We start from the raw sequence: 12,747 nt of genomic DNA on the forward strand, positions 1-12,747 counted from the left end.
CATCATCCTTGGCGGTCGGTGTGAAGGGTGGAAATCAGGCGGATCTGTTCTTCGTAGGCCTGGGCGAAGTCGCGGGCCAACAGGCGTTCGCTCCAGTCATCGTCCAGACGCAGCGCCTGGTGATAACGCCCGTAAGCTCTCCAGCGACTGCCGGAGGTGGCGAGCAACGGCTTGTTGTCGCGCTCGAAACGCAAGGTCAGCTGTTGCGGCGAGAAGTGCTCCAGGGTGCCGCGAACGGCAGCGCGGCTGGCAGTCAGCAACGCCACCTGATGCGCCTGCAAATCGCGGAACGCACGGGAGATCGCTTGCTCGGCCGGCAATTGGCCCGGCTTGTTGCCCTGCAACAGAATGCCCAGCGCTTCACCGGCATCGACGGCGAATTTCAGTGGGTTCTTGTGGGTGCCTTGCACGGTGGTCTGGGCCAGGCGCAGTTCGTTTTTCAGCTCGCTGCGGGTGCGCAGGCTCTGCTGCAAACCACCGACGCTCTGCTTGAGCAGGCGCGCGGCGTTCAGGGCCAGGGCTTCGCGGGCGTCGTGGTCGAGGCCTTTGACGTCCACGCCCAACGCCGCACCGAAGTGCTCCCAGAAACCTTCGCTCTGACGCTCCACAGCCTTTGGTGGCGGAGCTGGCGCAGGTTCTGCCGGGGCGTCGATCAGCTCCGGCACCATCAGGCTTTCCATGTCGATGCGTGCGTAGTCGGCGCGTTGACGGGTGTCCTCAGGCACCGCGCGCGGGGCGATCAGTTCGTCGATTTCCGAGTACACGCGCTCTTGCTGATCGAGTGCGTTCAGCGGGTCGAGGTCGAGGAACGCATCGTCCGGAATGATGCTGCCCGAAGCCTGCGGACGGCCGACTTCGACGTCGAAGGTCGCCGGGTCGCGCACCAGTCGCGCGCGGATCTCGAAGTCGCCCAGCACATACACGCTGCCGTGCTCGATGCGCATCGGCTCGCCCTTGCGCAGGCGCGCACCGCTTTCGCTGTCCTGGATACCGTTGCTGCTGGTATCGGTCAGGAAAAACGTGCCTTCGCGGTAGCTGATCACCGCGTGGTGGTTGGACAGATGACGCTTGCGGTCGGGAATGATCCAGTCGCAATCCTCGCCCCGGCCGATCACGCCACCGGCCTGTTTAAAGGTCTTCTGGCACAAATCCGTGGGCACGAACTGCTTGGTGTTCAGCATTTCGAAAACCAGTTCCATAATGATGCTCCTTGCGGTCACTTGCCGCGATTGACCGCCTGCGGATCACCCAATGGGCGATAGGTGTTGTCGTTGTATTTGTAATTGCCGCTACAGCCGCCGAGGCCGCATAGAACGACGAGGGTCAGCAGGACGGCTTGCCAGTGACGAACAGGCATCAGAGGGTCTCCAGAGGTAGACAAAGCACAAAGCGCCAACCCTTTCGGGCGGCGCTGTTAGAAGTAAATGAGGTGGGTTCGAGCGCTCTAGCCATGGGGCCTGAGCGCTGCCTTTGTGGCGAGGGAGCTTGCTCCCGCTGGGCTGCGGAGCAGCCCCAAAACCGGTTGCCCCGTTTATTCAGGTAGACCGTGTTGGCTGGATTGCGCCTGCTGCGCAGTCGAGCGGGAGCAAGCTCCCTCGCCACAGGATTTCGCCGCTCAAAAATGGGGTTAACCATCGAAATCACCCAGGTTGATATTCAGGCGCCCGAGGCGGTACAGCAGTGTGCGGCGCGGCAGGCCTAGTTCGCGGGCGGCGAGGGTCTGGTTGCCGTCGTTCTTGCGCAGGCAGTCGAGCAGCAAACTGCGTTCGACCTGCTCCAGGCGTTCGCGCAGGTTCAGGCTGCTGTCTTCCGGCATGGCTTCCATGCGCAGGGAGAAATGCTCGGTCAGCAACTCGCCGCCCTCGCACAGCAATACCGCGCGTTCGACCAAACCCTTGAGTTCGCGAACGTTGCCGGGGAAGGTATATCCGGACAGGTGATCCAGCGCCGCGTCGGACCAACGCACCGCATCCCGTTGCAAAAACGTGCAGGCCTTGTCGGCGAAGTGCCGCGCCAGGTCGAGGATGTCGCCTTCGCGCTGACGCAACGCCGGCAGCTCGATCGGGAATTGCGCGAGGCGGTAGTACAAGTCCTCGCGGAATTTGCCTTCGTTGACCAGCACCGACAAATCGCGGTGCGTCGCGGCGATGATGCGCACGTCGATCTTGTGGGTGTCGTTGGAGCCCAGCGGACGAATCTCGCCTTCCTGCAATACGCGCAGCAATTTGGCTTGCAGGGACAACGGCATGTCGCCGATTTCGTCGAGCAACAAGGTGCCGCCATTGGCCGCGTCGAACAGCCCGGCACGGTCGCGATCGGCACCGGTGAAGGCGCCTTTGCGGTAGCCGAACAGCTCGCTTTCCAGCAGGTTCTCGGGGAACGCCGCGCAGTTCTGCACGATGAACGCCTGGGAACGGCGCGGGCCGCAGTCGTGAATCGCCCGCGCGACCACTTCCTTGCCAGTGCCGGTCTCGCCGCGCAACAGTACGGTGTAAGGGCTGTGCAGGACTTTGCTGATCAGCGAGTAGGTCTGGCGCATGGCCACGCTCTTGCCGATCAGGCCATAGCCGCTGGCGCTCGGGACGTTGAGCGGCGCCGGGCGTGTATCACCGGTCGGCTGACGCAAACGTTGCAACAAGTGCAGTTGGCCGAGCACGAACGAACCCAGTTGACCGAGGGAATCGGCAAAGCCTTGCAGGTCGACCTGCCGGTGACTGGCGCACAGCAGCAAACCTTCGACAGCCTTTTGCTGATTGACCAGCGGCACGCACAGCAGCGACTGCCAGGGCGTGGCCTGGGGCGGCAGGAAACTGGTTTCGTGCAGGCTGCCGCTCAGCTCGCTGAGGCACACCACGCGGTTCTGGCACAGGGCGAACTGCAGCAGTTGTTCACCGTTGTAATCCGCCGGCAGGCTCGCCCCTTCCCGGGGTTGCAGAATGCCGTTCAGGCACTCGGCGTTCATTCCCAGGCAGGTGTGGGTCGCGTCCAGCAGGTACAGCTGCGTCAGCTCGCAACCGCTGAGCTCGGCCAAGCCGCGCACGAAGTCACCCAGCAGCGCAGTGCCGTCCGCCGCCCGCGACAGGCTGGCGAACTGCGCCAGCAAGGTTTCGGCATAGACCAGCGGTTGCGGCACTTGAGTGAACATCACACCCACCTCAGGCGAACTCGCACGTCACGCTGGCGTCGCCGTCGAGCGTCGCATGCACGCGCTTGAGGCTTTCACCGGTGGCCATCGCATCGAGCAAACGGTCGGCCACCAGTGGCAGCACGTGCAGGTCGAGCAAGTGGTCGATCAGGCGCGCGCCGCTGTCGCTTTGGGTGCAGCGCTCGGCCAGGTGATCGACGAGGTCCTGGGAGTAAGTGAAATCCAGCTGACGACGGTTCAGGCGCTCGCCCAAGCGACCCAGTTTGATTTCGATCAGCTCGCGCAGCACCGGGCCGCCCACCGGGTAGTAAGGCACCACGCGCATGCGCGCCAGCAACGCCGGTTTGAAGTGTTTGCTGAGCACTGGGCGAATGGTTTCTTCAAGCACTTCGGCGGTCGGCCGCGCGCCGTTTTCGCAAAGATCGCTGATGCGGTCGCTGCCCAGGTTCGAGGTCATCAGGATCAGCGTGTTGCGGAAGTCGATCTCGCGCCCTTCCCCATCGTTGGCCACGCCTTTGTCGAAGATTTGGTAGAACAGGTTGAGCACGTCCGGGTCGGCTTTTTCGACTTCATCGAGCAGCACCACCGAGTACGGTTTCTGGCGCACGGCTTCGGTGAGCATGCCGCCCTCGCCGTAACCGACGTAGCCCGGCGGCGCACCGATCAGACGGGAGACGGTGTGCTTCTCCTGGAACTCGGACATGTTGATGGTGGTGATGAAACGGTCGCCGCCGTACAGCAAATCAGCGAGGGCCAGGGCGGTTTCGGTCTTGCCGACGCCGCTCGGGCCGACCAGCAGGAACACGCCGACCGGAGCATCAGGCTTGTTCAGGCCGGCAGCGGTGGCACGCATCGAGCGATCCAGTGCGTGAACGGCTTGCTCCTGACCACGAATGCGCGTGCGCAGGTCGGTGGCGAAACTGGCGACCTTGGCGTTGTGTTCGCGGGCCAGTTGCGCCAATGGCACACCGGTCCAGGCGCTGATCACTTCGGCCACCAGACGCGGGCAGACTTCGAAGCTCACCAGACGTTCTTTGACCTGGGCCTCGGTCAGGGCGCGGTGGGTTTCGTTCAGCGCAGCTTCCAGCGACTCGACGCTTTGCCCTTCGTCCACGGTTGCTTCAACGGTTTCGATCACGGTGCCTTCGGCGTCTTCCTCGACCGTGATGGTCGGTTCGACGGCAGCGGCCTCGCGGGCCTTGGCCAGTTGCTGACGCAGCTCCAGCAGGCGCTCGGCCAGCTCTTTCTGCTCGGCCCACAGCGTTTCCAGAGCGACCCTTTCGTCTTCGGCGTCGGCCAGACGATCCTCCAGAGCGTCCAGCGCTTCGTGATCGATCAGCAAACCGGCTTCGGCGTCGCGACGCAGGGCCTGACGCTGACGGCCACCTTCAGCCAGTTCGCCACGCAAGCGCTCCAGGCTTTCCGGGGCGGCGGCGAGGCTGATGCGCACGCGGGCGCAGGCGGTGTCGAGCACGTCGACGGCCTTGTCCGGCAGCTGACGACCGGCCAGGTAACGGGCGGACAACTCGGCTGCGGCAACCACCGCGTCATCGCGCAGGTAGATACCATGGCTCTTCTCGTAGACCTGGGCCAGGCCACGCAGGATGGTCACCGCTTCGCTGACGGTCGGTTCGTGCAATTGCACGGGTTGGAAACGACGGGCCAGGGCCGGGTCTTTCTCGAAATATTTCTTGTACTCCGCCCACGTGGTGGCGGCGATGGTGCGCAACTCGCCACGGGCCAAGGCTGGCTTGAGCAGGTTGGCCGCGTCGGAACCACCGGCATTGCCACCCGCGCCGATCAACGTGTGGGCTTCGTCGATGAACAGGATGATCGGTTTCGGCGAGGCTTTGACTTCGTCGATCACACCTTTGAGGCGACGTTCGAACTCGCCTTTGACGCTGGCGCCGGCCTGCAAGAGGCCCATGTCCAGCGACAGCAGCTCCACGCCTTTCAAGACTTGCGGCACTTCACCGGCCGCGATGCGCGAGGCCAGGCCTTCGACGATCGCGGTTTTACCGACGCCGGCTTCACCGACCACAATCGGGTTGTTCTTGCGGCGACGGGCGAGGATGTCGACCATCTGGCGGATCGCGCCATCGCGGCACAGCACCGGGTCGAGTTTGCCGTCGCGGGCCTGTTGGGTCAGGTTGTGGGTGAAGCGCTCCAGCAGCGACTCACCGGGCACCGCCGGTTTGCCGGTGGCCGGTTGTTCTTTCTGCGACAGGGCGAATTCTTTCAGGCGCTCGATGTTCAGCTTGGCCAGCAACGACTGATAACGGCTGCCGGCATAGCGCATCGGGTTGCGCAGCAGCGCGAGGATCAACGCGGCTTGCTCGACCTGGCTCTGGCCCAATTCGAGGTTGGCCACCAGCAACGCGTCTTGCAGCCACTGCACCAGTTCCGGGGCGAACACCGGGTTGCGCGAGGCGCTGTGCTCGACCCGCGATTGCAGCGCGGCGCTCAGTTCTCCGGCATCCACTTCGGCATCTTGCAACGCGCGGGCGAGCAGGCCTTGCGGGCGCTCCAGCAGGCCCAGCAGCAAGTCTTCGACGAGGATCTTGCTGCCGCCACGGGCGACGCAGCGTTCGGCAGAACTTTCCAGATCACGACGGGTTTCGGCGTCCAGCGCCTGGATAAGTTGTTGCAGGTCTACGTTGATCATGTGTCATCCATCCTTAATGAATTTTGCTGCCCAAGGTCACCACGCCGTCCGCTTTTTCGCGGCCGAGCCAACTGGTCCACCCCAGACGACAGGCGTTCTGCTCACCGATGCGCAGCTCGCGGATTTCTTCCTGGCGCAGCACCAGGCGAATGTCGTAATCGAGCGGGTCACGCAGGGTGAACCGCACCAGCGCGCACAGCGGCTGGTAGCCGAAGCCAATCGGCAGGAATTCGTGGAAGCGTTGCCAATCGAGCTCGCGGATGTGAATGCGGAATTTGCCGCTGCGGTCGCGCACGTGTTCGCCCAGCACCAGGTCTTCGCCGAGCAGGCTGTTGTCGCGGCCCAGGCGATTGCGCTGCTCGTCGAGGATTTCGACGCGACGCTCGATGCATTGCTCGATGGTCAGCTCGGCATGCTTGAAGTAGTAGCGCAGCACCGCTTCGATCAACGCCGCCGAGTGCGCGCGCAAGCTGAGCAAGCCGAGGTACGGCAGCAGGCGTTTCCAGTTCAGTTCCTGGGCCTTGCGGATCTCTTCGCCACCGAGGCCGATCAGGGCAAACAGCTGCGCCGAGAACGGGTCGAGCGCCCCGCTCTGGAAGCTGACGCGATAGCGGTATTTGCGCCAGATCGGCAGCATCAGCCGTTGCAGGCGATGGTGGAACAGGTCGAGGAAGTTGCGGGTCGGATTGCCGTCCTCGCTGTCGCCCAGGGCCTGTTCGCCATAGAACGCCGGCAGCGGCGAACCGGAACCGACCAGGCCGATCAGGTTGAAACGCAGGCGCGCACGCATCTGCCCGTGCTCTTTGAAAAACTCCACGCGATCGACGTCGCTGCCAGGGAAACCCAGGCTCGGGTTGGCCTGGAATTCCAGCTGGTCGTACAGGTCGTCTTCGCTCAGGTACGGGTGCGCATCGCGCAGCCGGTCAATCACCAGCAGCACGGCCTGAAACAGCGAGTACTCGCGTATTACCCGGGTCAGCCCGCTTAAAGCAGGGGCTGCAGGCCCATACGTGGTGTCCATTGGTACACCTCTCCCTGTGTGCTTTTTACCCGCAGCTCGTGGTACGAATTGAGACTGGCGTAAAGCGCGAAAAACTCGTTAAGAACCGAAGCGAAAACGAACAAGTCGCCCTCGCCGATGTACCCTTCCGGGTCGATGGTCAACTCGGTGCGCAACCCGCGCACCGGCAACCCTCGGTGCAATCTGTCGACATGCTGGTGCTTGATCGACTTGAGCCCGCCCAGCAGGCGCTTGCTGACTTTTTCCGCGTGTTGGTCGTAGTAGCGCGGCAGGTCGTAGGTTTCGAGAATCACCTTCAACGCGTTGACGTCGGCCAGCGACAGATAGTTGAGCGACATGTTGCTGATCAGCTTCCAGAGGAAGTCGCGGTTCAGCGGCGGCGCGAAACTCGACGTGGCCGGAGTGATGTTGCGGAAGCTCAAAAACTCCGGCGTCTCTTCACAGGCCACGCAGATGTCGCCGAGCTTGAGCTTGCGCGGCAGGTTCTGGTTGGTGCACATCAGCTCGATCGACAGGGTTTCATGGGCTTCGGTGTGGCGGATACCGAAGCTCAGGTAGGTGTCGAGGCCGTCGTGCAACAAGGACGAGCGCTGGCGGATGCTGTAATGCGGACGGCTGGTGGGCACGTCGAAACTCGGGTCGTGCTCGAAGGATTCGAACGGCACGTACTCCTGATAACCGAGGCCGCCAGGCTTCCAGCCGGTCACGGTTTCCACCGAGAACACGCCGCAGTTTTCCAGGTCGTATTCGGCCGGCAGCAGCAGGTATTCGTCCTGCTTGCCGTCGAGGCGAATCGGCAGCGCATCGTGCTCGAACAGGTTAACGATCGGCGTGCAGTAGAGCTTCACGTTGTCCAGGGTCGGACGCATGCGCATGATGCCGCTCTTGCGAATGTCGAAGCGCAATTCCAGGCCGCGCATCTGCTTGAGCGTGTCCTCCGGCAAGGCCTTGAGCAGGTCCAGACCGTTGACATCGACGAACAGGAATTTGTCCTGGAAGGCGAAATATTCCTGCAAATAGCGATAGCCGCGGAAGGTGTTCAGCGGATACGGAATCAACGCTTCTTCTTCGGCAAACCCCACCGGCTGCACGCGGTCGCCAGGCATCTTGAACGCCATCGGCTGGCCGCTCACCCCGTTGATGGGCTTGCCGGCGCCGTCCAGCGGGATCAACTCGATGCCTTCGAGGTTGCGCAACAGGCTCAGGTACAGCATCTGGCTGATGTAGCGCTCACCGGCGAAGTGCAGACGCAGGCGACTCAGCTCCAACTCGCCCAAGTGACCATCAGCGCTCATCTCCAGACGCAGGCTCAACAGCGAACCGTCACCCTTCACCGAGTAATTCAGCGCGGCCAGATCCAGCGGCAACACCTCGGTCGGGTAGCACGTGCGGAAACGGCAGCGCACGTCATCGACCGGCACACTCTCCACCGGCGTATCACGCTCGACCCTCAACGCAGGTCCGGAACGCTTCAACGGGTCGAACTGCAAAATGCTGAACGCCGGCAGCGGCCGCATGTAGTTCGGCCACAGCAGCTGCATCAGCGAGTGGCTGAGTTCCGGCAACTCGTCGTCGAGCTTCTGGCGCAGGCGACCGGTCAGAAAGGCAAAGCCTTCCAGCAACCGCTCCACATCCGGATCCCGCCCGGCCTGACCGAGGAAAGGCGCCAACGCCGGGCTACGCTCGGCGAAACGACGACCTAACTGGCGAAGTGCGGTGAGTTCGCTTTGGTAGTAGTGGTTAAAGGACACGGGTTACCTGCCTGGTAGTGAAACTCATGAAAAAATTGTCCTGTAGAGCCCGACCGTCACGCCGGCACACACGTAACCGCCGATCAGGAGATAAGGCACAAGCATGATCAAGCCGAACGCCATGTAAGCGTCCCGAGACTGCCCGGCGATCAAACAACACACGCCATAAATCACCCATGGCACGATGTAAAAAGGGATGAACTTCACCGGCGCCCACCAGACCATTCGCAGCGCTTGTTGCTCGTTTCGGCTCTTCGCGGATCGGGACATCCACAACGAAAATCCCAAAAGCCCAGGAATGCCCCACCACAACAGGTACTCCCAATGGGTGTGGGATGAATCGTGCGTCGTGTACTCGCCAATCCACAGCTGATAGGAAGAGATCGTCAGTACAGCAAGCAATGGCCACCACAAGGCGACCATGAAGAAACTCAGTTGCGCGCGGCTAAGCATGCGCATCTCGTCCGCTACATCGTTCATTGGCGAGCCTCCACCGTCAAAGACTTGGCCCGACCGACCGGTAACACCGTTGTCAGGAAAGAGCGAAACTTCACTGGGTTCTCCGTAGGCGAAAATTTCTGGCGATCAGGCGCATTCAGGCACCCACCAGTCTTCGTAGCCTTGAGTGCCGGGATACAGCAGCGTCGGGCCAAGGAACTTGGGGGCAATACCAGCAATTTCGGTCACCCGAAAATTCCATTCGGACGATTCGAGCAGCGCGCCGTCTTTTGTGTACACACGAAAAAAGTACTCGCTACTGAAAAACCCGAACACTCGCCCGATCAGGCCCAGCTTGTGATAGCCGGGCGCGTATTGGACGACATAGCACTCGCCCGACTCACTCGATTGTTGGGTCAAGGGCTGCGCCGTTACACCACCGAAAATCTTCAACCCAAGCAAAACGATGCATACGGACACGCCAGTCAGAGCCGTGATCAGTAACAACCACGGTGTTGCTCGACGGTTGTGAATGACCAACGATTCCAATCCCGCGCCCTTGCGCCAGCGGGTGTAGCCAGTGTCGATGGCGCTAGTCAGCAAGATGGCGCAAACCGTCAAACCACCCGTAAGTGCGCAATACCCCAAACCACGGATGGGATACTGCGGCAGCATGTAAAACAGGATCGCCAGCATCATGAAAATCACCAGTCCAAACTGGATCGCCTGGCGCTGGATGAAGACCAGAATCAAATTGAGGGACACGAAAAAGTAGAAAATCAGGTACATCGCCATGCCAATGGCGACACCGCGCGAGGTCAGCCCACCGACCAGTTGTTTATAGGCAGGAACGGCATAGCCATTCATGACGATATAAACCACGCAGGCCAGCGCGTGCACGGCCAGACCGATGACACGACGGCTATTCATACACAACCCCGGCCATGGCTTTATCGGCACTCAAAATCTGGCGTTGCTGAAGATAGATAACGCCCTCGCCGGCGAAGAACATCACACTGTCGGCAGTCAACGGCTGGCTGTTTTCATCTCCTGACTTCAGCCAACCCTGATCCCATAATGACCCGTCATCATTGCGGATCTGAACGAAATAATAGGGTGGTTCTGATTTGCTGATTTCTACGAACTGGCCACCATCGGCACCACCACGCCACTTCGCATTCGGGTACTCACTCAGCACGCGAGTCTGAGCTTTAGAGAAATCCATGTAGCAAACAATCACCACGAGCGACATGCAGGCGAGCGCACCCATCGCCATGAGGAAGCGCTGTAGCCAAATCATTTCGAGGCGACCCGAGCTGGTCATGCGACCACCTCCTGCGAAGGACTCGCAGGCAACGTCTGCCGCATCAGCACGTGTTTTTCCCAACGCAGCTCAATGACCTGCGTGACCAGAATCGCCAACAACGTGACGCCGCCTTGGGCCACGGTGTAGAAAAGCGCACGCAACGGGTTGTCGGGCACCATCATGAACAAAATCCAGGCAACCATCAGCGCGAGCAAACCGAGTTTGGCCCATAGGTTCGGGAAAACTGCGACCAGTGCGTTCACCCCGAAAAAAATATAAATGAACATGTAATGAGCAATGCCGATTCCCACGCCACGCGTGGTGAACCCGCCGTTGAACGCTTTATAGGCAACGACGACTGCATCGTTCAGGAACGCGTAAGCAACGCATCCAGCAGCGTGGAAAGCGAGGCACATGGCAAAGCGGACGTAGATGTTCATGCTGGACTCAAATTCGCATAGTAGGAACCGGTGAGCTCCATCACGACGACGGTCATTAACACTACGAACGTCAGTGCACGATGGAGCAGCGACTCTCGGAATCCACGACGAAGCCCGGTCAGAATCAGCACAAGACACAGCAATGCCAGAGCGCCAAACAAATTGCTGTCGGCTACAACGGCCAGGTAGCCTTCTATTTCACCGCTCACTAGCATGTCTGTCATTTTTCCATGTGCATGTAAGGTGTATTACTGATAAATGCATTCAGCCACTGCCATTCCCGCTAGGGTATGACCATATAAAAATCAGACACTGGAATGCGTCAAATAATAGACACCTATCGCAAACATGACTGGAACAGCCATAACACAAATAAAATTCAATACCTTGTGAAGCCTTTTTTCCCTAACACTTGGTATAAGCCCGGCAACACCAACAAAAAAACAAAAAAACGCCAGCACGCCGAAATAGTCATTATCTACCATACCGGCAAAGTAACCTTCCATAGTCATCCCTTATTAAACCCCATAAAATCCCAGCAATATTGGGGACAGTCCCCTTTTTTTTCGATACAACCGACGAAAGATCTCTTAACCCACATTGGCGGTATCAGACTTGAAATCGACATTAATTGTCCATTATCTCGTAAGGGGTATTGCTGATTATGAAATTAGCCCAATGAGCCTTCCAGTTTGGCACTGACAACGTAAAAGTCCGCCGATCTTTGTTAAGGTCAATCCACGCAATACCGACTATGTCTTTATCTTCAAATGACTGCATATCCAGAGACGTCTCCGAAGTCAGCGGAGTCCGATAGACTTGATTGGGATTTTTCTTATCAACAAACCGCAGATACACCATGCCCGACGCCCCCAGAAGCCAACTTGTCCGGACCGCCTCGACTTGAAAATCGCCTGAGGCACTGGCAAACGACACATAGGGAGCACGCGTCAACTCGTTATTGACTACAAAGAGACCCGCGCACAGCAAAACTACCAGCGTGGCGATAACTCTAACCGATACTTTATAATTACTCATTTAATCAGAATCTCGATAGGCGCAGCTGAGACACTTTCATATAGAACGTCGGAATAAACACGAAAATCCCCGCCCTTCTGATTTTCTTTACGGTATTTTTGGAAATCGCTATTCTGCACTAACATATAGTGCTTCCTTTCCAACTCATTATAAACTGCTTGCTTTTCAGCGCTCATGCCACCACGAGAGTTGAACTTGAGCTTATTTTTCTCAAGTGTGCCACTCGCGTTCTTTTTAGCACCTTCGACAAGGTCCGCCTCGATCCCGTCAAAATTCCAATAACCTAATCCCTGGCTATACAGAGAAAGTCCATCATTGAAATCATAGGAATCTTCAATATAAAAACCTATCCGATCCGGAAGAAAAACGACGCTTTTTTCAGTAACGACTATTTCGCCTTCTGCGAACACATGGATATTAAAATTGGCGAGGGCCGCGCGTAACTCATTGACTTCGTCTTCACCATCCTGCTCAAACTCGATCGTTTCGCTGTTCGCGTAACCGAATCTTTCCACTGCACTGGCCACGCCATCGAAAGCAAATGGATAAACACCCGGAATTCTATCGCCATAGACTGGAATCATTTTACTTTTAATCAGCTTGATCGCCGCCGGATTGTTCCACTTTGTGCGTAGACGATCGACGGACTCTTTCGCTCTGGCAAATTCAAGAGCCCAACTCATTTTCACGATGCTCTCGTTAATATATTCATCAGGGGCAAATTTTATATGCCCCTTGACTTCATCTTCCATGCCGCCATCTTTTGTTGTGGACCACGGCTTTCCAGAGAACCAATGAAGCATCAGCTGAGCCGCAACCGGCCAATGGATTTTCTTCATTGCGTCTGGAATATCGGTAATTTTAAATTGACGCACAGCGACAGTTTGTCCGGCCTGATTGCTTGCCGGCGTCATGGTTGACTTGATGATTGTCGCTGCCATTT

The 12,747-nt window shown here is 58.9% G+C and carries 14 protein-coding genes; all 14 read right to left on the reverse strand.

Annotated features, from left to right (window positions below):
* Positions 1-2: 2 nt before the first annotated feature.
* Positions 3-1,199, reverse strand: a complete 1,197-nt coding sequence (gene tagH, locus AACY49_RS20235) for a type VI secretion system-associated FHA domain protein TagH (protein WP_339525982.1) — start codon at positions 1,197-1,199, stop codon at positions 3-5.
* Positions 1,200-1,216: 17 nt separating this feature from the next.
* A complete protein-coding gene (locus tag AACY49_RS20240; RefSeq protein ID WP_007894589.1) occupies positions 1,217-1,357 on the reverse strand; it encodes a hypothetical protein in 141 nt (46 codons plus the stop codon).
* 270 nt (positions 1,358-1,627) lie between these two features.
* Positions 1,628-3,145: a sigma-54 interaction domain-containing protein gene (locus AACY49_RS20245; RefSeq protein WP_258698145.1), complete on the reverse strand. Its 1,518-nt coding sequence runs from the start codon at positions 3,143-3,145 to the stop codon at positions 1,628-1,630.
* 10 nt (positions 3,146-3,155) lie between these two features.
* On the reverse strand, positions 3,156-5,810 hold the full coding sequence (tssH, locus tag AACY49_RS20250; protein ID WP_258698146.1) for a type VI secretion system ATPase TssH: 2,655 nt from the start codon (positions 5,808-5,810) through the stop codon (positions 3,156-3,158).
* 13 nt (positions 5,811-5,823) lie between these two features.
* Positions 5,824-6,831, reverse strand: coding sequence for a type VI secretion system baseplate subunit TssG (gene tssG / locus AACY49_RS20255; RefSeq protein ID WP_258698147.1), 1,008 nt, complete (start codon positions 6,829-6,831; stop codon positions 5,824-5,826).
* Positions 6,795-8,582 carry a type VI secretion system baseplate subunit TssF gene (gene tssF / locus AACY49_RS20260; RefSeq protein WP_339525992.1) on the reverse strand — a complete coding sequence of 596 codons (1,788 nt, stop codon included), beginning with the start codon at positions 8,580-8,582 and terminating at the stop codon, positions 6,795-6,797. The genes tssG and tssF overlap by 37 nt, the downstream gene beginning before the upstream one ends.
* A gap of 24 nt (positions 8,583-8,606) precedes the next feature.
* Complete coding sequence (locus tag AACY49_RS20265; protein ID WP_339525994.1) at positions 8,607-9,062, reverse strand: hypothetical protein; 456 nt, start codon at positions 9,060-9,062, stop codon at positions 8,607-8,609.
* Between the two features lie 105 nt (positions 9,063-9,167).
* Positions 9,168-9,950, reverse strand: coding sequence for a hypothetical protein (locus AACY49_RS20270; protein WP_320392664.1), 783 nt, complete (start codon positions 9,948-9,950; stop codon positions 9,168-9,170).
* Positions 9,943-10,344, reverse strand: coding sequence for a hypothetical protein (locus tag AACY49_RS20275; protein ID WP_320392665.1), 402 nt, complete (start codon positions 10,342-10,344; stop codon positions 9,943-9,945). Before AACY49_RS20275 ends, AACY49_RS20270 begins: the two co-directional genes overlap by 8 nt.
* Entirely contained in the window at positions 10,341-10,766 is a 426-nt protein-coding gene (locus tag AACY49_RS20280) for a hypothetical protein (protein WP_320392666.1), read from the reverse strand. Before AACY49_RS20280 ends, AACY49_RS20275 begins: the two co-directional genes overlap by 4 nt.
* Positions 10,763-10,981 carry a hypothetical protein gene (locus AACY49_RS20285; RefSeq protein WP_339525997.1) on the reverse strand — a complete coding sequence of 73 codons (219 nt, stop codon included), beginning with the start codon at positions 10,979-10,981 and terminating at the stop codon, positions 10,763-10,765. Before AACY49_RS20285 ends, AACY49_RS20280 begins: the two co-directional genes overlap by 4 nt.
* Before the next feature lie 90 nt (positions 10,982-11,071).
* Complete coding sequence (locus tag AACY49_RS20290; protein ID WP_320392667.1) at positions 11,072-11,272, reverse strand: hypothetical protein; 201 nt, start codon at positions 11,270-11,272, stop codon at positions 11,072-11,074.
* 121 nt (positions 11,273-11,393) lie between these two features.
* Entirely contained in the window at positions 11,394-11,804 is a 411-nt protein-coding gene (locus tag AACY49_RS20295; RefSeq protein WP_339525999.1) for a hypothetical protein, read from the reverse strand.
* The gene (locus AACY49_RS20300) at positions 11,801-12,745 is read right to left on the reverse strand and encodes a DUF6402 family protein (RefSeq protein WP_339526001.1); all 945 of its coding nucleotides are present in this window, start codon (positions 12,743-12,745) and stop codon (positions 11,801-11,803) included. Before AACY49_RS20300 ends, AACY49_RS20295 begins: the two co-directional genes overlap by 4 nt.
* Positions 12,746-12,747: the final 2 nt, after the last annotated feature.

The organism is Pseudomonas sp. EL_65y_Pfl2_R96 (genome assembly GCF_963970905.1).
Classification (GTDB): domain Bacteria; phylum Pseudomonadota; class Gammaproteobacteria; order Pseudomonadales; family Pseudomonadaceae; genus Aquipseudomonas.